This is a genomic window from Streptomyces sp. NPDC111516, from assembly GCF_055635345.1.
In genome coordinates this window covers 987,982-1,009,021 of the sequence record NZ_JBVKBV010000001.1, presented here as the reverse complement: position 1 = coordinate 1,009,021, position 21,040 = coordinate 987,982, and the positions used below count along the sequence as shown (strand labels likewise).

General features: G+C 70.9%; 17 protein-coding genes. 7 read left to right on the top strand and 10 right to left on the bottom strand.

What is annotated here, in order from left to right; all coding sequences use genetic code 11:
* Positions 1-14: 14 nt before the first annotated feature.
* The 8 genes from ACZ7L9_RS04685 to ACZ7L9_RS04650 all read right to left on the bottom strand — a co-directional run bounded on the left by ACZ7L9_RS04685 (position 15) and on the right by ACZ7L9_RS04650 (position 9,511).
* Positions 15-1,052: a glutamate ABC transporter substrate-binding protein gene (locus ACZ7L9_RS04685; RefSeq protein WP_471412456.1), complete on the bottom strand. Its 1,038-nt coding sequence runs from the start codon at positions 1,050-1,052 to the stop codon at positions 15-17.
* An 11-nt stretch (positions 1,053-1,063) separates the two neighbouring features.
* Complete coding sequence (locus ACZ7L9_RS04680; RefSeq protein ID WP_471412454.1) at positions 1,064-2,455, bottom strand: hypothetical protein; 1,392 nt, start codon at positions 2,453-2,455, stop codon at positions 1,064-1,066.
* A 336-nt stretch (positions 2,456-2,791) separates the two neighbouring features.
* Positions 2,792-3,766, bottom strand: coding sequence for an N-acetylglucosamine kinase (locus ACZ7L9_RS04675; RefSeq protein WP_471412453.1), 975 nt, complete (start codon positions 3,764-3,766; stop codon positions 2,792-2,794).
* Positions 3,757-5,022, bottom strand: coding sequence for a 6-phospho-beta-glucosidase (locus tag ACZ7L9_RS04670; RefSeq protein WP_471412452.1), 1,266 nt, complete (start codon positions 5,020-5,022; stop codon positions 3,757-3,759). Before ACZ7L9_RS04670 ends, ACZ7L9_RS04675 begins: the two co-directional genes overlap by 10 nt.
* Before the next feature lie 3 nt (positions 5,023-5,025).
* Positions 5,026-5,928: a carbohydrate ABC transporter permease gene (locus ACZ7L9_RS04665; protein WP_471412451.1), complete on the bottom strand. Its 903-nt coding sequence runs from the start codon at positions 5,926-5,928 to the stop codon at positions 5,026-5,028.
* 1 nt (position 5,929) lies between these two features.
* Complete coding sequence (locus tag ACZ7L9_RS04660) at positions 5,930-6,811, bottom strand: carbohydrate ABC transporter permease (protein ID WP_471412787.1); 882 nt, start codon at positions 6,809-6,811, stop codon at positions 5,930-5,932.
* 91 nt (positions 6,812-6,902) lie between these two features.
* The gene (locus ACZ7L9_RS04655; RefSeq protein WP_471412449.1) at positions 6,903-8,240 is read right to left on the bottom strand and encodes an ABC transporter substrate-binding protein; all 1,338 of its coding nucleotides are present in this window, start codon (positions 8,238-8,240) and stop codon (positions 6,903-6,905) included.
* Positions 8,241-8,287: 47 nt separating this feature from the next.
* The gene (locus ACZ7L9_RS04650; protein WP_471412447.1) at positions 8,288-9,511 is read right to left on the bottom strand and encodes an ROK family transcriptional regulator; all 1,224 of its coding nucleotides are present in this window, start codon (positions 9,509-9,511) and stop codon (positions 8,288-8,290) included.
* A gap of 223 nt (positions 9,512-9,734) precedes the next feature.
* Between ACZ7L9_RS04650 and ACZ7L9_RS04645 the strand changes: the two genes are divergently transcribed.
* A complete protein-coding gene (locus ACZ7L9_RS04645; protein ID WP_471412445.1) occupies positions 9,735-11,300 on the top strand; it encodes an RHS repeat domain-containing protein in 1,566 nt (521 codons plus the stop codon).
* Positions 11,301-11,479: 179 nt separating this feature from the next.
* The gene (locus ACZ7L9_RS04640; RefSeq protein ID WP_471412443.1) at positions 11,480-11,749 is read left to right on the top strand and encodes a hypothetical protein; all 270 of its coding nucleotides are present in this window, start codon (positions 11,480-11,482) and stop codon (positions 11,747-11,749) included.
* Positions 11,750-11,779: 30 nt separating this feature from the next.
* Here ACZ7L9_RS04640 and ACZ7L9_RS04635 read toward each other — a convergent pair whose 3' ends face one another.
* On the bottom strand, positions 11,780-12,847 hold the full coding sequence (locus ACZ7L9_RS04635; protein ID WP_471412442.1) for a mechanosensitive ion channel family protein: 1,068 nt from the start codon (positions 12,845-12,847) through the stop codon (positions 11,780-11,782).
* 368 nt (positions 12,848-13,215) lie between these two features.
* Here ACZ7L9_RS04635 and ACZ7L9_RS04630 point away from each other — a divergent pair, with 368 nt between their 5' ends.
* Positions 13,216-13,752 (top strand): HNH endonuclease, encoded by a 537-nt coding sequence (locus ACZ7L9_RS04630; RefSeq protein WP_018552807.1) that lies wholly within the window; start codon positions 13,216-13,218, stop codon positions 13,750-13,752.
* A 68-nt stretch (positions 13,753-13,820) separates the two neighbouring features.
* On the opposite strand, the gene ACZ7L9_RS04625 is transcribed toward ACZ7L9_RS04630, so the two are convergent.
* The gene (locus ACZ7L9_RS04625; RefSeq protein WP_471412441.1) at positions 13,821-16,880 is read right to left on the bottom strand and encodes a beta-N-acetylglucosaminidase domain-containing protein; all 3,060 of its coding nucleotides are present in this window, start codon (positions 16,878-16,880) and stop codon (positions 13,821-13,823) included.
* 312 nt (positions 16,881-17,192) lie between these two features.
* Here ACZ7L9_RS04625 and ACZ7L9_RS04620 point away from each other — a divergent pair, with 312 nt between their 5' ends.
* The 4 genes from ACZ7L9_RS04620 (at position 17,193) to ACZ7L9_RS04605 (ending at position 20,997) form a co-directional block, all read left to right on the top strand.
* Positions 17,193-17,465, top strand: a complete 273-nt coding sequence (locus ACZ7L9_RS04620; RefSeq protein WP_471412440.1) for a hypothetical protein — start codon at positions 17,193-17,195, stop codon at positions 17,463-17,465.
* On the top strand, positions 17,466-19,691 hold the full coding sequence (malQ, locus tag ACZ7L9_RS04615) for a 4-alpha-glucanotransferase (RefSeq protein WP_471412438.1): 2,226 nt from the start codon (positions 17,466-17,468) through the stop codon (positions 19,689-19,691).
* 57 nt (positions 19,692-19,748) lie between these two features.
* On the top strand, positions 19,749-19,979 hold the full coding sequence (locus ACZ7L9_RS04610; protein ID WP_351078307.1) for a hypothetical protein: 231 nt from the start codon (positions 19,749-19,751) through the stop codon (positions 19,977-19,979).
* A gap of 94 nt (positions 19,980-20,073) precedes the next feature.
* Positions 20,074-20,997, top strand: a complete 924-nt coding sequence (locus tag ACZ7L9_RS04605; RefSeq protein ID WP_471412437.1) for a LysR family transcriptional regulator — start codon at positions 20,074-20,076, stop codon at positions 20,995-20,997.
* Positions 20,998-21,040 lie beyond the last annotated feature (43 nt).

Here is a 21,040-nt window from a genome sequence, read left to right as displayed (position 1 = left end):
CGGCCGGTCCGGCGCTAGTTGCTCCGGTACTTGGGGGCCGGCGGGCCCGATATCCCCGGCAGTCCGGCCTCCAGCCAATTCCGGTACGACACCATCCAGGGGCTGTCCGCACCACCCCTGCGGTAGTCGACCAGGACCTGATTGACCCGGGCCACCAGATCGTTCGCACCGTGCTTCGTCGCCACGCCGTAGTACTCGGTGGTGAACGGCTTGTCGCCCTTGAGCTCGACCGCCGGGTCCTGGGCGGCCTGGCCGGCCGCCAGCGCGTTGTCCGTGACGATCGCGTCGACCTCGCCCAGCTGCAGCCGCACCAGGCAGTCCAGCTGGTTGGGGACGGTGAGCCGGTCCTCGTCCGCCTCAGTGCCGTCGTGCTCGTCCTTGAAGACCGAGCCGAACGACCGCTTCTCCAGCGCCTCGTAGGCGGTGGAGCCCTCGGCGGTGCAGATCCGCTTCCCGGCCAGGGACTTGTCGAACCCGGTGATCGGCGAGTCCTTCGGCGCGAGGACCTGCTGCCCGGCCTGGAAGTAGGCCGTGGAGAAGGAGACCTGGGCCAGGCGGCTGCAGTTGATGGTCATCGTCCGGACGACGACGTCGACCTTGTCGTTCTCCAGGGCCGCGATCCGCTGGTTGGTGGGGATGGCCCGGAAGATCACCGCATCCGGATCGTTCAGGATGTTCTTGGCGATGGCCCGCACCAGATCGATGTCGAACCCTTCGAGCCTGCCGGTCGCCGGATTGCGGTACCCCCAGCGGAAGCTGTTCTGGTCGACGCCCGCGATCAGCTTTCCGCGCGCCTTGATCTTCGCGATGCTCGGCCCGTCCGCGCCGGACGGCGGCAGGCTCGCCTCCGGGTCCGTGCAGTCGCCGGCCCGGACCTGCACCGCCTGTGCCGTACCCGGCCCCGAGGCGTCACCGCCGAAGGCGTCGGCGCCGCCGTGGGAGAGCGGCAGCAGGGTGAGCGAGGCCGTCACCGCGCAGGCCACGGCCATGCCCGTCACCCCGCCCCAGCCGCGCAGCCCGCCGCGGGTGGACCCAGTGCGCTCCCTGGTCATCGCTCCCCCTCTCACCGGTACTCCGAGAGCCTGCGGTTGACCCCGACGATCGCCGCGACGGCACCCAGCGCGGCCAGCGCCGCGGCCCCTACCGGCAGCCCGCCCAGCGCCCCGCGCCCGTCCTTCGCGGACCGGGTGAACTCGCGCTGCTCATGGGCGAGCGCCTGCTTCAGCGCGTCGTCCACCCGGTTGAAGGACTCACCCGTCGAGTCCTTCGGGCCGGTGATCTGCTTCAGGGCGCCCTCGTAGTCGCCGTTGTCGTCGGTCGTGCGGGCGGTCCGGTGGCGGCCCTGCCACTCGGAGACACCGTTGATGGCGTTCGCCACCGGCCCGCTCCCCTGGGAGTCGTCGGCGAGCTTCCTGGCTTTCCTCAGCTCTTCACCGAGGGCCTTCATGCCCGTGTTGTAGTCGGTCTCGTACTTGTCGTTCCTGCCGTCCGGAGTGAGAACCGCGCCCCGGGCGACCAGAGTGAGGTTCTCATTGGCGCGCGCTTTCAGCGAGTCGATCCGCGCATGGTTGAGGACATCGAGGGACTGTTGCCCGTGCACATCGGCGTTCAGCAGTTGGGACCGTGCAACCGTGTGCCCCACGGCGAGCCACAGCAGCACCACGGTGGACGCGGCGGTCGCGACGAGCAGACCGTGGTTGAAGACCCGGTTCGTCCTGCGGTAGTTGCGCCGCTGCGCCCAGAACAGGGCGGCCAGTGCCACGATTCCGAGCCCGAGCGAGACGAACGGCCAGGCCCTGGCCGCGTCGTTGTCCCGGCCGAGCCTGCCGGTCTCCGCCGCGTACAGCCGCTCGGCGGCCGGCAGCAGGACGTTGGTCATCTTCTGGTTCGCGTACCGGAGATAGGCGCCGCCCAGTGGCAGGCCCTGCCGGTTGTTGGCGCGGGCCCGCTCGATCAGGCCCGTGTACCGGGGGAGTTCCTCGTTGAGCGTGGTGATCTCGTGCCCGGACTCCGTCGACGCGTCGGTGTTGGCCGCGGCCTTCACCAGCAGCCGGGCCGCCTCCTTGATGTCCCTGTCGTACTGGTCGTGGACATCGCGCGGCTCCTGCGCCCCGGCCAGGAAGCCGCTCGCCGCCGCGGTGTCGGCATCGGCCAGCGAGCGGTAGATGTCCGCCGCGTCGGCGCTCAGTGGCTGGCTGCGGCTCACCACGTCGTCCGCGGCGGCCGCCCGGTCGGCGATCTCGAAGGCCGTCACGGCACCGAACGCGACCACGAGCAGGGCCAGTACGGCCCCGACGATCCGGAGCCTGCCCGGTTCGGTCGTCGCCGCGGCCCGCAGCCGTTCCGCCGTCGCGGACCAGGCACCGCGCTGCGGCGGAACGGGGACGGTCGCGGGCGCGGGCGGCTGCGCCCGCGTGTGTTCCGGCGCGGTGCGTACATTCGGCGGGTGTGTCACTCGACCTCCCCCTCGGTCACTGACGGTGGCCCGGCCCCCGGCCGGTCGGGGGATGGTGCCCGGCCAGAAGTATGGCCGCAGGGACCGACATCCACACCACGAATGCCCGGATCCTGCATCGATCCACGGACGCGATCACACGCACCCGGACGCGATCACACGCATTCGATCAAGGCCTGAGCCGCCGATCAAGCCGCTTCGGCGGACCAATCCCCGAAGCGGACCGATCTCCCTACTCATGAACACGTCCGGGACAACTGATCGGTTCCCGTACGCGAGGGGGGCGTCCTACGACGCGAATCGCCGCGGAACGCCCCCAGGAAGAGAACGGCCGGATCAGCTGTACTGTGCACGCAGCCTCTCGTGCACCCCGGCCGCCGCCCCCGTGTGGTCCAGGCCGAGCAGCGCGGCCCCCAGCACCGGCGGCTCCGTGACCACCCGGACGACCGCCTTCGGGGCACGTACCGCGAGGAGTTCGGCGATCCTGCCGTCCAACCGCGGATGGCGGGCCGCCAGCACGCCGCCGCCCAGCACCACCGGCGCCTCCTCGCCCAGCAGGTCCAGCCTGCCCAGCGCGACCGACGCCATCGCGACGACCTCCTCCGCCAGCCGGTCCACCAGCGCGCCCGCCACCGGGTCCCCGGCCGCCGCGGTCGCGAAGAGCACCGGAGTCAGCTCGTGCCGGCGCCCGAGCCCGACCCGGCCCAGATGCAGCGCCTCGATCAGCGCGTACATCGAGTCGAGCCCGAAGTGCGCGGGCAGCGTGCGTGCCAGCTCGGTCGGCTCACCGCGGCCGTCCTCGGCCCGCGAGGCGAACCACATGGCCTCCTCGGCCAGCCCCGAACCGCCGCCCCAGTCACCGGACATCCGGCCTATGGCGGGGAAGCGCGCGGTACGCCCGTCCGGGACCATGCCGACACAGTTGATCCCCGCTCCGCAGACCACGGCCACGCCCCGGGGCTCGTCCACCCCGGCGCGCAGTATCGCGAACGTGTCGTTGCGCACCTCGACCGTGCGGCCCCACTGCCTGCGGACCAGGGCCTCGGTCAACTCGGCCTCCTCCACCGGGAGATCGACGTTGGCCAGGCACGCCGACACATGCTCCACGCTGTCGACGCGCTGCTCGGACATGGCCAGGACCTGTCCGAGCAACGAGGCGAGGACGTCCAACGCCGTCCCCACGCCGACGACCGGCGGCTGGAAGCCACCGCCGCGGGCCGTCGCCAGCACTGTTCCGTCCTCACCGATCAGCGCCACATCGGTCTTGCTGTTCCCCGCATCGATCGCGAGGACCGAAGCGTTCACGCCCACGCCAGGTGCTCCCGGTTGTGCGCGATGAGCTTGTCGGTGAGCGCCTCGGCGTACTCGAACTGGCCGATCAACGGGTGCGCGAGCAGCGCCTTGAACACCCGGTCGCGGCCTCCGCGCAGCGCCGCCTCCAGGGCGAGGTCCTCGTACGCCGTCACGTGGGCGATCAGACCCGCGTACAGCGGGTCCAGCTCCGGCACGGCGAGCGGTGTCGCGCCCGTCCCGTCGACCCTGGCCTGCACCTCGATCACCGCGTCGTCCGGCAGGAACGGCAGCGTCCCCTTGTTGTACGTGTTCACCACCTGCACCGGGCTGCCACCCGAGCCGAGCAGCGAGGACGCCAGGTCCACCGCCGCCTCCGAGTAGAAGGCGCCGCCGCGCTTGGCGAGCAGCGCGGGCTTCTCGTCCAGCGCCGGGTCGCCGTACATGGCGAGCAGTTCCTTCTCCATCGCGGCGACCTCGGCCGCCCGGGACGGCTTGGTGCCGAGCTCCCGTACGACCTCGTCGTGCGCGTAGAAGTAGCGCAGGTAGTACGAGGGGACGACGCCGAGCCGGTCGACGATCGCCCGGGGCATGCGCAGATCGTCCGCGATGGCGTCACCGTGCTCGGCGAGCAGCCTCGGCAGGGCGTTCTCGCCGGCCGGGCCGCCGAGGCGGACCCCGAGCTCCCAGGTCAGGTGGTTGAGCCCGACGTGGTCGAGGTGCACCTCGCCGGGGGCGACATCGAGGAGCCGGGCGAACTTGCGCTGGAGGCCGATCGCCACGTTGCACAGGCCGACGGCCTTGTGCCCGGCCTGGAGCAGCGCCCGGGTGACGATGCCGACCGGGTTGGTGAAGTCGATGATCCAGGCGTCCGGGTTGGTGCGGCGGACCCGCTCGGCGATGTCCAGGACGACCGGGACGGTGCGCAGCGCCTTGGCGAGGCCGCCGGCCCCGGTGGTCTCCTGGCCGATGCAGCCGCACTCCAGCGGCCATGTCTCGTCCTGGTTGCGGGCGGCCTGGCCGCCGACGCGCAGCTGGAGCAGGACCGCGTCGGCGTCGGCGACGCCCGCGTCGAGGTCCGAGGTGGTGACGATCCTTCCCGGATGGCCCTGCTTGGCGAAGATCCGCCGGGCGAGGCCGCCGACGAGGTCGAGACGGTCGGCCGCCGGGTCGACGAGCACGAGCTCCTCGATGGGTAGCGTGTCCCGCAGCCGGGCGAAACCGTCGATCAGTTCAGGTGTGTAGGTGGACCCGCCACCAACTACTGCGAGCTTCATAGGTCAGCCCTTTACTCCGGTCAGTGTGACGCCCTCGACGAAAGCCTTTTGGGCGAAGAAGAAGACGAGGATCACGGGGGCCATGACCAGTACGGTCGCGGCCATGGTCAGGTTCCAGTCGGTGTGGTGTGCGTCCTTGAAGGATTCCAGGCCGTAACTGAGCGTCCAGGCGGCGGGGTTCTCGGAGGCGTAGATCTGCGGGCCGAAGTAGTCGTTCCAGGCGTAGAAGAACTGGAACAGCGCGACGGCGGCGATGCCCGGCCTGGCCATCGGCACGACGACCTTCATCAGCGTGCGCAACTCACCGCAGCCGTCGACCTTCGCCGCGTCGAGGTACTCGTTCGGGATGGTCAGCAGGAACTGCCGCAGCAGGAAGATGGAGAACGCGTCGCCGAAGGCCATCGGGATGATCAGCGGCCAGAGCGTGCCGGACATGTCCAGCTGCTTCGCCCAGAACAGATACATCGGGATGACGACGACCTGCGGCGGCAGCATCATCATCGAGATGACGAGCATCAGCGACAGATGCCGCCCGCGGAAGCGGAACTTGGCGAGCGCGTACGCCACGGGCAGCGACGACACGACGGTGAGGACGGTGCCGAGCCCCGCGTACAGCAGGGTGTTCTTCCACCAGGTCAGGAAGCCCGGGGTGTCGAACACCTTCTTGTAGTTGCTCCACTCGAAGGGATGCGGCCACAGATCGCGGGTCAGCGCCTGCTGGTCGCTCATCAGCGAGGTGAGCAGCAGGAAGACGAACGGCAGCACGAAGAAGAGCGCGGCCGCGACGCCGAGCGCGTGCACGGCGATCCAGTTCAGCAGCGCCTTGCGGCGTGCCGTGTGCTCGGTCGGGGTGGCCGATCCGGTCGCCCGGTCGGCTGCCTTGCGGGTGTCGAGAGCCTGCGCCACGTCACTCACCTGCCTGGATCAGTCCGCTGCGGCGCCGCATCAGCAGTGCGGTGAACGCCATGGCGAGTACGAAGAGAACGAGCGCGACCACGCAGGCGGAGCCGTAGTCGAAGCGCTGGAAGCCGAGGTTGTAGACGAGCTGCGGAAGCGTCAGTGTCGACTTGTCGGGATAGCCCGGTTCGAACGGCTGCCCGGACCCGCCCATCACCCCCGAGGCGACCTTCCCCGCCACGAGTGGCTGGGTGTAGTACTGCATCGTCTGGATGATCCCGGTGACCACGGCGAACATCACGATCGGCGCGATGTTCGGCAGGGTGACGAAGCGGAACCGCTGGAACGCGGACGCCCCGTCCAGCTCCGCCGCCTCGTACTGCTCCTTCGGTACGTCGAGCAGCGCGGCCATGAAGATCACCATCAGGTCGCCCACCCCCCACACCGCGAGCGCGGTCAGGGCCGGCTTGGACCACGTGGCGTCGGTGAACCAGCCCGGCGTGGGCAGTCCCAGATCGCCGAGGATCGAATTGACAGGCCCCGTACCCGGGTTGAGCAGGAAGACGAAGCCGAGGGTCGCCGCGACCGGCGGGGCCAGGTACGGCAGGTAGAACAGGGTGCGGAAGACCCCGGTGCCCGTCTTGATCTTGGTGATCAGCAGCCCGACACCGAGGCCGTACACCACCCGGCACGTCACCATGACCACGACCAGCCAGAGCGTGTTGCGCAGTGCGGGCCAGAACAACGGGTATTCGTTGAAGACGTACGACCAGTTCTTCAGCCCGCTGAATTCCGGGGCCGCGAAACCGTCGTAGCTGGTGAAGGAGAAATAGAGCGTGGAGATCAGCGGGTAGGCGAAGAAGACGCAGAACCCGATCAGCCACGGCGACATGAAGGCCGCCGTCCGCAGTGCCGTTCTCCTGCGCTTCGAACGGAGTGTGTACGTGCCCGTACTCGTACGCGTACTCGTGCTCATCGCGGTGCTACTTCGCCTGTGCGATCGCCGCGTCGATTTCCTCGGCGGTTTTCTCCAGACCTGCCTTGATGTCCGTCTGCTTGCCCTTCTCGATGTCGAAACCGAGGTTCTGCAGGGACATCAGGTACGCGCCGCCGTTCACCGAGGGCGGGGTGGTGGTGCTCTCCGGGTTCGCGGCGATGTCCAGGAACGTCTTGAACCGCGGGTCGTACTTCAGCCTCGGCGACTTCAACGCCTCCAGCGTGGACGGCACATTGTGGATGGCATTGGCGAAGTCGACCACCGCGTCGGTGTCGGTCGTCATGAACTTCACCAGCTCCCAGGCCGCGTTCTGCTTCTGCGAGGTGGCGGCGATGCCGGCGATGGTGCCGGTCAGATAGCCCTTGCCGTAGGTGTCGGCCTCGTCGTCGGCGACGGGCATCGGGGCCACCCCGATCTCGAACTTCGGCTTGGTCTCCTCGGCCATCCCGAGCCGCCACTCGCCGTCCAGCTGCATGGCCACCTGGCCCGTGTGGAAGGGGTGCTTGGCGCCCCACTCGTCACCGAGCGCCGTACGGTACTTCTCCAGCTTCTCGTAGCCGCCCAGGTCGTCGACCAGCTTCTTCTGTGCGGTGAGCATCGCGGCGAACGCCGGGTCCTTGGCGATGTTCGACTTGCCGTCCGCGTCGAAGTACTTCGGGTTCCAGCTGCCGAGGTAGTGCTCGGTCGTCGACTCGTAGCCGTGGTAGTTCGGCATGAAACCGAGCTGCTCGTACGAATCGCCCTTGGCCTTCGTCAGTTTCTTGGCGTCCGTGGCCAATTCCGACCAGGTCTTCGGCGGAGCGGTGATGCCGGCGGCCTTGAACGCGTCCTTGTTGTAGTAGAGGCCGTACGCGTCACCGAGCAGCGGTACGGAGCAGCGCACACCGTCGAACTGCGTGTACTCGTTCATCGCCTTGGGGAAGGTCTTGTCCGCGTCGATCCCGTCCTTCCTCAGGAAGGGGTTCAGATCGACGAAGGCCTTCGACGAGCAGAATTTTCCGACATTGTTCGTGGTGAACGACGAGACGACGTCCGGGGCGTTCGAACCGCCTGCCCGCAGCGCCTGGTTGATCTTGTCGTCGGTCATGTTGCCGACGATCTTCACATGGATGTTGGGGTGCGCCTTCGTGAAGGCGTCGACCGTGGCCTTGATTCCCGCGACCTCGTTCGGGGCACTCCAGCCGTGCCAGAAGTTGATGGTCGTGTCCTTGGACGCGTCATCACTGGCACCGGAGTTGCTCTGTCCCGTACAGGCGGAGGCGAACAGCGATATCGCGGCGGTCGCGGCGAGCGCGGCGGCCGTCTTCCGGCGGTTTCCGGACATGGCGGTGACTCCCGGTGGAGGATGAAGGACGAAGGCGGAAAAGGGGATCAGCGCGACGTGTCGAAGACTTCGTCACGAGTGGTGGCGAGTGCGCTCTCCAGCGCGCCGCGCAGGACGGGGCGATGCGTCACGGCCCCGGCGATCAGCCGGGGCCGGGAGGCCGCCAGCTCGGCGAGCTCGGACTCGATCCGGCCGCGCAGCGGCTCCCCGCCGGCCGCGATCAGCTCGCCGGACAGTACGACGACTTCCGGGTCAAGTACGGCGACCATCGAGGCGAGGCCGGTCGCGAGGCCTGTGGCGAAAAGATCGAGGAGCCGGGCGTACGGGCCGTCCTCGCCCGCCTTTGCGGCCTCCGCGGCCCGGGTGATCAGGCCGGCCGCGACCTCGTGATGGGTGCCCGAGCCGCGGACCGGCGCGTCGTCGATGCCGAGCTCCCGGGCCAACCGGGCCAGCACCTGCGCGCCCGCCAGTTCCTGGAAGCCGCCCGAGTTCGCCTTGGTGACCTGGCGGACCAGCGGGGCGCCCGGCACCGGCAGGAAGCCGACCTCACCGGCACCACCGGTGAAGCCCCGGTGCAGCCGCCCGTTGATGACGAGAGCGGCACCGAGCCCCTCCTCGTTCCACAGCAGGACGAAGTCGTCGTGCCCGCGCGCCGCACCGAGCCGCTGCTCGGCCACCGCGACCAGGTTCACGTCGTTCTCGTACTCGACCGGCATCGGCAGGAACGCGGCCAGCTCGTCCAGCAGGGTGGGGGAGTGCCAGCCGGGCAGATGCGAGGCATACCGCAGCCGCCCGGTCCCGGGGTCGAAGGCGCCCGGGGTGCCGATGACGACCCGGTGCACATCGGAGCGGATGAGCCCGGCGTCCTTGACCGCCCCGTCCAGGGCGTCCGCCACCTGCCGCACCACGGAGTCGGCGCGCCGCCCCGGGGTGCGCAGTTCGAACTCCCCGACCGTCTCACCCGTCACATCGGCAACGGCGGCGACGATCCGCTGGGCGTTCACATCCAGCCCCGCGACATGCGCGGCCCGCGCGTTCACCGCGTACAGCTGGGCGTTGGGCCCCGGCCGTCCCGCCACGGTCCCGGTGGCGACGACCAGCCCGGCCGCCTCCAGCCGCGCCAGCAGCTGCGAAGCGGTGGGCTTGGACAGCCCGGTCAGCTTCCCGATCCTGGTCCGCGAGAGGGGCCCGTGCTCCAGCAGCAGATCGAGGGCGGCCCGGTCGTTCATGGCCCGCAGAACGCGGGGGGTGCCCGGTGTGGTTCCGGCCATGAGCACTGCACCTGCCCTCTGTTAGGAAAGTTTCCTATTCGGTGAGAGGACCGTAAGGCGCGGTTGCTGGGGCGTCAATGGCCTGCATCGCGGTGGCGACCAAAGCGTTACTTGAGTGGCTGCCTGTGGTGTGGCTGGGGCGTCGTCGCGGGACGGTGCGCGAGGCGTCCCACGCCCCGGTCGGCGTGTGACGTGCATCACGTTGCTTGCGGGTCGCCCAGTGATGACTGCTTGCGACCGCACCCAATCCCGGCAGACCCTGACCTGGAACACCGAGGGCAAGCTGGCCACGGCCACCGAACCGGGGGCGGACGGCAAGCCGGCACGCGCCACCAGCTACCTGTACGACGCCGAGGGGCAACTCCTCATCCGCCGTGACACGAGCGGCGACGGCGACACGGTCCTCTACCTCGGCAGCACCGAGGTGCGTCTCACCACCAAGGGTGCTTCCACGTCCCTCGCCGGAACGCGCTACTACGCCGCGGCGGGCCAGACCCTCGCCGTACGCACCGCCAGAGCCGGAGCGGCGGGCAGTAATCTCTGTTATCTCGCCGCGGACCACCACGGCACCAGCAGCTTGGCCGTCGACGCGACTACTCAAGCGGTGACCAAGCGGCACACCACGCCCTTCGGTGACCCACGTGGCACCGAACCAACTGGCTGGCCGGACGACAAGGCATTCCTCGGCAAACCGGCCGACACGACGACCGGACTCACGCACATCGGCGCCCGTGAGTACGACCCGGGCATCGGCCAGTTCCTCAGCGTCGACCCGGTGCTGAACGTCGACCAGCACCAGTCCCTCAACGGCTACGGCTACGCCAACCAGAGCCCTGCCACCAACAGTGACCCCACCGGACTTGCCTGCTACGGGGGAAACCACTCCGCAAGCTGCAACCCGAACGGTCAGGGCGGCGATCTCCCGGGAAGCGACAACTGCTACGGCGGCAATCACTCGGCCAGCTGCAACCCCAACGGACAGGGAGGCGCACTCCCCGGCAGCACGCACAGCGACAGGGGCAGCGGAAGCGGCCGTTCGGGCGGATCGGGTGGCACCGCACGGCTGGGTGGGACCCCTGCCGGCAGCAGCACTCCACCGCTCCTGCTCGGCCCCGCACCCGATACCGCCCTGCCGTGCTACCAGACCTCTGCGTGCACGACGAAATCGGACCTCGGCACCCTCTTCCAGAAGCTTGCCGAAATGTTCAAGGTGGCAAAGGCGCAGCAGGAGTTGGAAGCGCGGTGCGAAAAAAACTGGAGGACGAAGCAGTGCATCGACCTCGCATTCGAGAAAGAGGAAGAGGAATGGGATGAGATGTTCACGGACGAGAACGGCGTCTTCAACGCCTGCACGTCCTACGGGCATCAGGCCACACGCTGCGGAGACAAGGGCAATCTGTCCGGGGAAATCGGACCGCCCTGGCTGGGCAAGGCCGTGGGGCACGGATTCGTCGGAGTCGCCTACTGCTTCGTGATCTGCCTCGGGGTGACAGAGGCTGGCGATGGGCACGCCTATATCACCGTCGGTGCGGTCGGATTCGGCGGCAGGGCCGTCACCGGCGGGGCCGCGACGGCCATGAGCGGTGATCAGTCCTGGTTCAGCGTGCAAGGCTGTGCGAGCCTGGGGCCCGGCGTGTGCGGAACCATCGGGACGTGGTCGGACCCGAACGCGCCGACGTGGTCCACGGATCAATCCAGCACGGGCGATTACTGGTACGGGGGTTCCGTGGCTCCAGGAATAGGATGGTTTGTTGGCTTGAGCATATCCATTCCGATTCCGGGCACCTAGAAAAGCTGCCGGAAAGGGAGAGTGCTGCTCCGCCCTTTTATTCCATCAAATGACCGACGGCCTCTCCGCATCGAATTCATGGTCCGGTGCGGGGAAGCCGTCGACATGCGTGACGCCTGCTGCTATCTTTGGCAGCGGTCGAGGGATCACCCGGTGATCGACGTGGTGGGGGTCAGTGAATGGAATTCTTCGGCATGATGTCCGCATCGGCCGAGCGGTCGCCCGCGCCTGCCTGGGTGATGTTCCCACTCGGTGTTCTCACGCTTCTCGTCGGTGTGTTCGTCGCGATGAATTTCCGTGGAATTCCGAGGAAATGGCATGAGAGCTTCGGAGGGCGTGAGGACCGGGGTTTCTCGTCCTCCTACGCACAGCAGAGGCTGATCGGCGTCGTGCTGATCGCCGGGGGCGTCTGGGCACTCGTTGGCACGACGGTGCGTCTGTTCTCCTGATGCGTGGTCAGTACCCCGGGAGGCCGAACGTCATTTCGACATGTTCGGCGGCGGGGTGATCGGTGTCGCGGCCAGGGACTGCGGTGACGTCGCCGACGCGTACGCCGAGGGGGCGGCCATGGCGGCCGTCGGGTCGGCCGCGGACGGCTCGTCCGCCTGGGGCGGGACGGCGCCGACCATCCGGATGCCCGACTCGTCGAAGGCCTGCTTGATCCGCCAGCGCAGCTCGCGCTCCACCCCCAGCGCCTTGCCCGGCATCGTCTTCGCCGTCACCCGGACCGTCATCGAGTCCAGCAGCACGGCGTCCAGGCCCAGGACCTCCACGGGACCCCACAGCCGCTCGTTCCACGGGTCCTCCTTGGCCATCGCCGCCGCGGCCTCGGTGATCAGCGTACGGACCTTGTCCAGGTCCTCCGTGGGGCGCACGGTCACATCGACGCCGGCCGTGGACCAGCCCTGGCTGAGGTTGCCGATCCGCTTCACCTCGCCGTTGCGGACGTACCAGATCTCACCGTTGTCGCCGCGCAGCTTGGTGACCCGCAGACCGACCTCGATGACCTCACCGGAGGCGACGCCCGCGTCTATGGTGTCGCCCACGCCGTACTGATCCTCGAGGATCATGAAGACGCCGGAGAGGAAGTCGGTGACGAGGTTGCGCGCGCCGAAACCGAGCGCCACGCCGGCCACACCGGCGGATGCGAGCAGCGGGGCCAGATCGATCTGGAAGGCGCCCAGGATCATCAGCGCGGCCGTGCCGAGGATCAGGAACGAAGTGACCGAGCGGAGTACGGAACCGATCGCCTCGGAGCGCTGACGGCGGCGTTCCGCATTGACCAGCAGCCCGCCCAGCGCGGTGCCTTCCACCGCCTGAGCGCTGCGGTTCATCCGGTCGATGAGCTTGGTGAGAGCACGGCGGATCGCGGTGCGCAACACGATCGCGATCGCGGCGATGAGCACGATGCGCAGACCGGTGTTCAGCCAGGTGGACCAGTTCTGCTCCACCCAGCTCGCGGCGTTTCCGGCCTGCTCGGCGGCCTCGTCCAGCGAGCCACCCGGCCCGGGCGACGGAGCTGCGGCCAACAGGGCGGACAGGAACACGGTGGAACCTCCAGGTGGGCGATCGGCAGACCAACCACACTAACGGGGCATCCGGGGTGCTCGGTTGCCGCGACCCGGGGGAGAGACGCGCCTCACGGGGGGGATACCGGGAAAGTACGGAGGGCACGGGACGGAGCCCGCACGGGCGGCATGTGGCCGATCGCACATCGCCGCCGCGGTCGCCGCGGCAACGGCCCGGAAGCGCCTGTTCCGGCCTGCGGCGGCGGTCCTGGCGGCCGGCGGTGGAGAAAAATCCTTCCGGCCCGTTACCTGCACGTGGTGGCGCTTCGACCAGGCGTGAGGAGAAACTGAGATCGGATCGTCCCGGCGCGAGCCACGCGCCGCCGGCGTACAAGGAGGCATCCACCGTGCCGCATGTCCTGGTTCTCAACGCGTCGTACGAGCCGCTCGGCGTCGTACCGCTCCGCCGCGCGCTCGTCCTCGTGCTCGAAAACAAGGCCATCTGTCTTGAGGAGTCGGGCGCCTTCATGCACAGTGCCACCCGGGCCGTCCCGGCCCCCAGCGTCGTCCGCCTGAAGCGGTTCGTACGGGTCCCCTACCGGGGGCCCGTACCGCTCACCCGCAGGGCGCTCTTCGCCCGGGACGGAGGCCGCTGCATGTACTGCGGCGCCGCCGCGACCAGCGTCGACCACGTCATTCCGCGTAGCCGCGGCGGACAGCACGCCTGGGACAACGTCGTGGCGGCCTGCCGCCGCTGCAACCATGTCAAGGCGGACCGGCACCTGCCGGAGCTCGGCTGGCGGCTGCACCAGCAGCCCGCCCCGCCGACGGGCCTCGCGTGGCGCATCATCGGGACGGGACACCGCGACCCGCGCTGGCTGCCGTACCTGCAACCGTTCGGCGCGGACGACGCGATGGCCCGGATCGATGGCATTTCCGCCTGAGAGATCCGGGCCTTCGTCGTCCGCGGGGCCGGACGGGGGCCTCCGGGGGCGCGCCGGAGGCCCCGGCGTCACTCCGTCGCGGCGACGGCGTACGCCTCCACCGACCAGAGCGAGTAGCCGAACCCGGTGGCCCGGGCATCGCCCTGAACCCTGAGGAAGCGGGTGTCCTTCGCGTCCATCCGGACCGATTCGCGCCCGCCCCTGCCGTCCCGCACGGTCGCCGCCGTGCGCCAGCTGCGACCGTCGGCGGAGACCTGGATGCGGTAGCGGGAGGCGTACGCGTCCTGCCAGTGCAGCACCACCTGGCCGATCCGGGCCGGCTGCGGCAGTTCCGCCTGCCACCAGGCGCCGTCCTCGGCCGGCGAGGACCAGCGGGTCTCCGGGTCGCCGTCGGAGGCCGCCACCGCCGGGAAGTCCGGGGTCTCGTCGCCGGACGAGGAGGCGGTGGCGGTACGCACCAGGTCGGGGCCCGCGGTGCGCGGGTAGGCCCGGACGGTGAGCGTGCTGCTCTCGTCGCCGAAGCCGATCGGCACCTCGTACTCACCGGCCGGGGTGCCCGCCGGGACCGTGATCTCGACGGGGACGTCGGTACGCGAGCCGCGCGGCACCCTCGTCTGTTTCGGGACGCTCACCTCGATGCCCCGGGGAGCCCGTGCGGTGAGCGTGCCCCGCACCTCGGCGGGGCGGCGGGCGGCCAGCCGCGCCTCGACCCGCTGCGGCCCGCCGCCGATCTCGGCGTCCGTCACGCCGCGTGCCAGATCGAGCCGGGCGGCGGGCTCGTCGCCGAACCACGGCACGAGCGCCCGCACCCGCGGAGCCCGGTCCGGGGCGCTCCCGGAGACGGAGGCACCGGTTCCCGTGCCACCGTCCAGCCGGTTCTCCGCCCGGCCCTGCGGGACGATGGGCGGCAACGTGCCAGTGAGCACCGGGGGCGTGGCCGGACCGCCCGTGGGCCAGCTGATCCGGATCGCGTCGGCCCGCAGCCCCCTGGCCGGGGCCTGGGTCCAGCCGGTCGCCGACACCGGGCCGAGGCCGCGCCAGCCCTCGCCGGGCACATGGGCCTCCAGCGTCGCACCGGGCACCGGGCCGCCGGGCACGGTCATCGCCGTCACGGTCTCCACCGGGCGGGACCGGTTCAGCCGGACCGTATAGCTGCCCGGAGCCTCCGTCACCGTACCGGCGTCGCGGTCCGCGCCCGTCCAGGCGTCCGCCTCCCGGCGCACCCGGTCCAGGAACGGGCCGAGGACGCCCTTGCCGACCGTCGCGCCGCTCGCCTTCGCGGCCTCGCGCACCGGATCCAGCGCCAGCGACGCCTGCCACGCGGCGGCGCCGTCGCCGCGCGACTGGGCCCGCAGCAGATCCACGGCCAGCTCGCCCGCCCGGCCGTACCGGGACAACTGCTCGGTCCACGGCCGCACTTCGTCGTCGAGGCGCCCGTCGGCCAGGCCCTTCAGCCGCTGCGGGGTCTCCCGCATCACGGTGAACGCCGCCCGCAGCCTGCGCGCCGCATCGGCCTGCGCCGTGGCGTCGGTGGTCGTACGGGACTTCCAGAACTCATCCAGCAGCGGCCGCAGATAGGCCGACTCGTCGCCGCCCAGCACGGACGTCGCGCTGTTCCCGGCCAGCGCGCGCAGCGCGTCCCCGGTGCGGGCGTCGCCGCCCGCCAGATCGTCGATCGCCGCCTGCCAGGACTCCTGCGGCCGGTACCCCTTCGGGTTCCACGCGAAGTCGGCGGCGGTGAACAGTGGAATGCGCGACGCGGACGGCTGCTCCATCGCATTGGCGAGCAGTGCCGCGGAACCGATCGCCACCGCCGGATCCCGGCCGGTGTACGGGCCGAGGAAGATGCGGTCCTGCGCGTAGTCGTTGACCGGGTAGTTGTCCATCGTGACCAGCGGATGCCGGAACGCGGCACGCGCACCGGCCAGTTCCCCGCCGGTGATGGTCCGCGGTACGACCCCGACCCCGGTCCAGGCGATCTGGACCCGGTCGTCCAGCTCCTCGGCGAGCGCCGTGCGGTAGTCCGTCGCGCCGTCCTGGTAGAACTCCGTCGGCATCACCGACAGCGGCTCCGCACCCGGATGACGCTCCGCGAGATGCCGGGCCACCTTGCTCGCCACCCGCGCCTGGGCCCTGGCCGCCGCCTCGGGGCCGCTGCCGAAGGTGTCGACGTCGCTGTCGCAGTGCCACTCGCTGTAGCTGACGTCCTGGAACTGGAGCTGGAAGGCCCGCACGCCCAGCGCCCACATGGCGTCGAGCTTCTTCGTCAGCGCCTTCACATCGTTCTCCGACGACATGCACATGGCCTGGCCGGGGGCGACGGCCCAGCCGAGCGTCACATGCTCGGCGCGGGCCCGCTCGGCCAGGGCCCGGAAGTCGTCGCGCCGGTCGGCGGGGTACGGGTCGCGCCAACGGGCCTGCCGGTACGGGTCGTCGCCCGCCGCGTACAGATACCTGTTCTGCTTCGTGCGCCCCATGAAGCCGATCTGCGCCAGCCGCTCCGCCCGGGTCCACGGCTGCCCGTAGAAGCCCTCGGTCATCCCGCGTACGGCGGTTCCCGGCCAGTCCCTGACGGTGACTCCGGCGACGCTGCCGTTCCGGATCAGCTGACGCAGCGTCTGCACGCCGTGGAAGAGGCCGTCCTCGCCGAGGCCGTCCACGGCGACGGTGTCCCGGCCCGCGACCGGGCCGACCGCGATCCGGTAGCCGCCGGAGGGCAGGTCGCCGCGGTCGGGAACGTGCAGCGTACGCAGGGCGTCCCGGGCGCCGTCGCCACCGAGCCGGACGACGGGTCCGCGGCCCGGCAACGCCTCGTGGACGGTCCGTACGCCCGCGTCCCGCAGGATCTGCCGGAGCGCGTCGACGGCGTACGGATCCGCGTGCGCGTCGGCCACGAGGGTGATGTCGGCGGAGGCGGTGAGCGGTACGGGCGGCCCGGACGCCTTGATGGACTGGGGCCGCGGCCACACGGCCGGCACCGTGCCGTCGTCCGTGCGGTCGGGAGTGGCGACGGCGGGGGAGCCGGGCGCCGAAGGGGCCGCGACGGCGGCCGGAGCACCCGCGGAGAGCAGCCCGCCGAGCACGGCTACCGCGACGGCCGTTGCCTGCTTTCTGCGCCTGAGCCGCATCGCTGTTCTCCCTCGCTTCCGCCGGTGGACTCCGAGCCCACCACCCGCGCGCGCAGGGTGTCAATGCGGGTGGTTGTTGTGCCGCAAATGCCCGATGTGGCAGGTGAGGTGAGGAGCGATCGGCAATCGACACCGGACGCCAAAGATGACGCCGAATGGCCGAAATCGGCGGACGACTTGCGGAGAACCGGCCTCCGGGGAACGGAATGTGACCCAGGGCACGTTGAACTCGTTGTGATAACGCCTACGTCTGCGGTCGAGCCCGCTGGGTAGGTCTGCTGTGTCCTGTTCCGCCATGGCCAGGAGGCCACCATGCCCGCTGCCGCGCAACTCCTGCTCTCCGCCCTCTCCAAACAGGAACCCGGCCCCGCCCCGCTGCCCGGCGTGCTTCCGGCCCCCGCGCCCGGCCCCGGTCCGCTGACGAGCGAGCCGCCCCTCGCCGATGCCGTACCCCTCACCAGCGAGCCGCCGCTCGCCGACGCCACACCGCTCACCAGCGAACCCCCGCTCGCCGTCAACGCCCCGCTGACCAGCGAGCCGGCCACCTCCGGCACCGCATGGGGCATGGAGTCCCCAGGAGTCTGAATGGGCTTGTCCCGGCTTGCAGCACTGCACGGCGTCGCCACCTCCTACTCCCCGTCCGCCGACGTCACGGTGTCCGTCCCCGACGACACGGTCGTCGCCGTGCTCGCTGCGCTCGGTGTGGACGCCGCCACGCCCGAAGCGGTACGGGAATCACTTGCCGCCGCCGGGTCCTCGGCCCGGTCCCGGCTGCTCCCGCCGACGCTGGTGGTGTGGACCGGGGAGCCGCTGCCCCCGGCCCTGACCGCCCTGCCGCCCGGCACCACGCTGGACATCGGACTCGAAGACCCCGGATCGCGCCCTCTCCCGCGGGTGTGTGTTCCGGCCGGCCGACCTGATCCGGCCGTTTCGGGGCGGGCGGCGGCCGTCGCGGGCATGGACGCAGGAGCGGGCACGGGCACGGGCATGGACGCAGGAGCGGGCACGGGCGCGGTGGCCGGCGCCGGGGGTGGCACCGCGACGGCCGCGTCCCCGGCCCCCGCCTGGTGGCTCGAACCGCCGCTCGGGGTGCACCGGCTGACCGTACGCGCGCCGGGCGGCCGGAGCGCGAGCTGCACCCTCGTCGTCGCCCCGCCCCACGTGCCCCGGCCGCCCACCCGCAGCCACGGCTTCCTCGTCCAGCTCTACTCCCTGCTCTCCGCCCGCTCCTGGGGTATGGGCGACCTCGGGGACCTCGCCGACCTCGCCGCCTGGTCCGGGCGGACCCTCGGCGCCGGATTCGTCCAGGTCAACCCGCTGCACGCCGCCGTGCTCGGCGACCCCACCGACCCGTCCCCGTACCGCCCGTCGTCACGGCGCTTCCCCGACCCCGTCCATCTGCACATCGAGTCCGTCCCCGAGTACGGGCACGTGCCGGACCGGGCCACCCTCGACGATCTGCGGCAGGACGCTGCGGCGCTCCGCGACACCGTCCTGAACAAGGGCGCCCTGATCGACCGGGACGCCGTCTGGGAACTCAAGCGCCAGGCCCTCGAACTCGTCCGGGACGTCCCCCTCGCCCCCGGCCGCCGCGCCGCATACTGCGACTTCCTGGCCGAGCAGGGACAGGCCCTGGAGGACCACGCCCTGTGGTGCGCCCTCGCCGAGGTGCACGGCTCCGACTGGCACGACTGGCCGGTCGCGCTCCGCGACCCCCGCTCCACGGAGACCGCCCGCGCCCGCCGCGCCCTGCTGGACCGGGTCGACTTCCACTGCCGGCTCGCCTGGCTGACCGACAACCAGCTCGCCGCCGCCCAGCGCACCGCCCTGGACGCCGGGATGGCGGTCGGCATCGTCCACGACCTCGCCGTCGGCGTGCACCCCGGCGGTGCCGACACCTGGGCCCAGCAGGACGCCTTCGCCCACGGCATGTCCGTCGGCGCACCCCCGGACGCCTTCAACGCCCGCGGCCAGGACTGGGGCCTGCCGCCCTGGCGCCCCGACGCCCTCGCCGCATCCGGCTACGCCCCGTACCGCGGGCTGCTGCGGGGGCTCCTCGCCCACGCGGGCGCCCTGCGCATCGACCACGTCATGGGCCTGTTCCGGCTCTGGTGGGTGCCCGAGGGGCGCCCGCCCACCGACGGCACCTACGTCAGCCACGACGCCGAGGCGATGCTCGCCGTCCTCGTCCTGGAAGCACACCGGGCGGGCGCGGTCGTCATGGGGGAGGACCTCGGAACCGTCGAACCGGGGGTCCGCGAGGCGCTGGCCCGGCGCGGCGTGCTCGGCACCTCCGTGCTCTGGTTCGAACGGGACTGGGCGGGCACCGGCCGCCCGCTGGCCCCCGAGGAGTGGCGCGAGGGCTGCCTGGCCACCGTCACCACGCACGATCTGCCCTCCACCGCCGCCCGGCTGACCGGCGACCACGTCACGCTCCGCCACCGCCTCGGCCTGCTCACCCGGGGCCTGACGGAGGAGCTGACCGCGGACGCGACCGACACCACCGAGTGGCTGGGGTACCTCATCAGGCTCGGCCTGCTCCCGGAGGGCGCGGGCGACGAGGAGGGCGCCGTCCGCGCCGTGCACCGCTTCCTGCTGCGCACCCCCGCCCGCATGGTCGGCGTCTGGCTGCCCGACACGCTCGGCGACCGCCGCCCGCAGAATCTCCCCGGCACCTGGGACCAGTACCCCAACTGGCGCTTGCCCGTCGCCGACGCGGAGGGGCATCCGGTCACCCTGGAGGAGCTGGCCGCCGCCCCCCGCCTGCACCGGCTGATGGAGATCTTCAGGTCCCACGAAGACCACCCGTGACCCCGTACGGCACCCCCCGGGCTCGCGCCCGTCCGGGGCGTTCGCTACGTTTGCACCGTGGACAAGAAGAACGCTATGCGCGCCGGCGCCGTCGCGGCCGGAACGACGCTGATGATGCTGCTCATGTCGTCCCCCGCGCTCGCGCTCACCCGCGACGCCGGTGACGACCCCGGTCCGGGCCTGAGCGCGATGGAGACCATCGGTCTGTACGTGGTGGCCCCCATCGCCCTGTTCGTGGTCATCGCCGGCCTGGTCATGATCTTCGACAAGTCCAAGAAGCAGGCCTAGCACCTACGCTCCGGGCGAGTGCACCGCAGGTACCCCGTACCGTGCGGTGCGCACGCGTGCCCGGACCGGGAAATGCGGCGGGTAGGTTGCGGCCATGATCGAGTGGGACGTCAAGAAGCTCCGCATCCTGCGCACCCTGCGCGACCGGGGCACGGTCACCGCGACCGCCGAGGCCCTGCGGATGACCCCGTCCGCGGTCTCGCAGCAACTGTCCAACCTGTCCAAGCAACTCGGCGCACCGCTTCTGGAGGCCCAGGGCCGACGGGTCCGCCTCACCGACGCCGCGCACCTCGTGCTGCGCCACGCCGAGGCGGTCTTCGCGGAACTGGAGCGCGCCGACGCCGAACTGACCGGCTATCTGCGCGGCGAGGCCGGACAGGTGCGGATCGCGGCGTTCTCCACGGCGGTGCCCGCCCTCGTCGTCCCCGCGATCCAGCGGCTGCGTGCCGAAGAACGCCCGGGCCCGGACGTACGGGTGCGGGAGACGGAGGCCGCGCAGGCCTACGAACTCCTGGTCGCCGGTGACGTGGACCTCGCCCTTTCCCTCGCCGCGCACGCTCCGACGGCCCGTGACCCCCGGTTCGTCGTGCTGCCCCTGCTGGCCGACCCCCTGGACGTGGCCCTGCCCGCGGACCACCACCTCGCGGCGGCGCCCGCCCTCCGCCTCGCGGACCTCTCGGGCGACCCCTGGATCTTCGGCGGATCGGGCCCCTGGTCACAGATCACGACGGCCGCGTGCGAGGCCGCCGGATTCGTACCGGAGCAGGCACACAGCGCCTCCGGCTGGACGGCGATCCTGGCCATGGTCGAGGCGGGCATGGGGGTCGCCCTGATTCCGCGCATGGCATCGGCGGAACGGCACGGCCGGGACGGCGTGGTGATGCGCGCACTCGAAGCCGACCAGCCGCGCCGTCATGTGGTGGCGGCGGTACGGCAGGGGGCCGAGCAGGGCCCGGCGGTGGCCCGGGTCCTCGCGGCGCTCACCGAAACAGCGGCGTCGTTCACCTCAACTGAATAAACAGTGCAAAAACTTTCGATAGACCTAATGGGTTGTTCGCCGC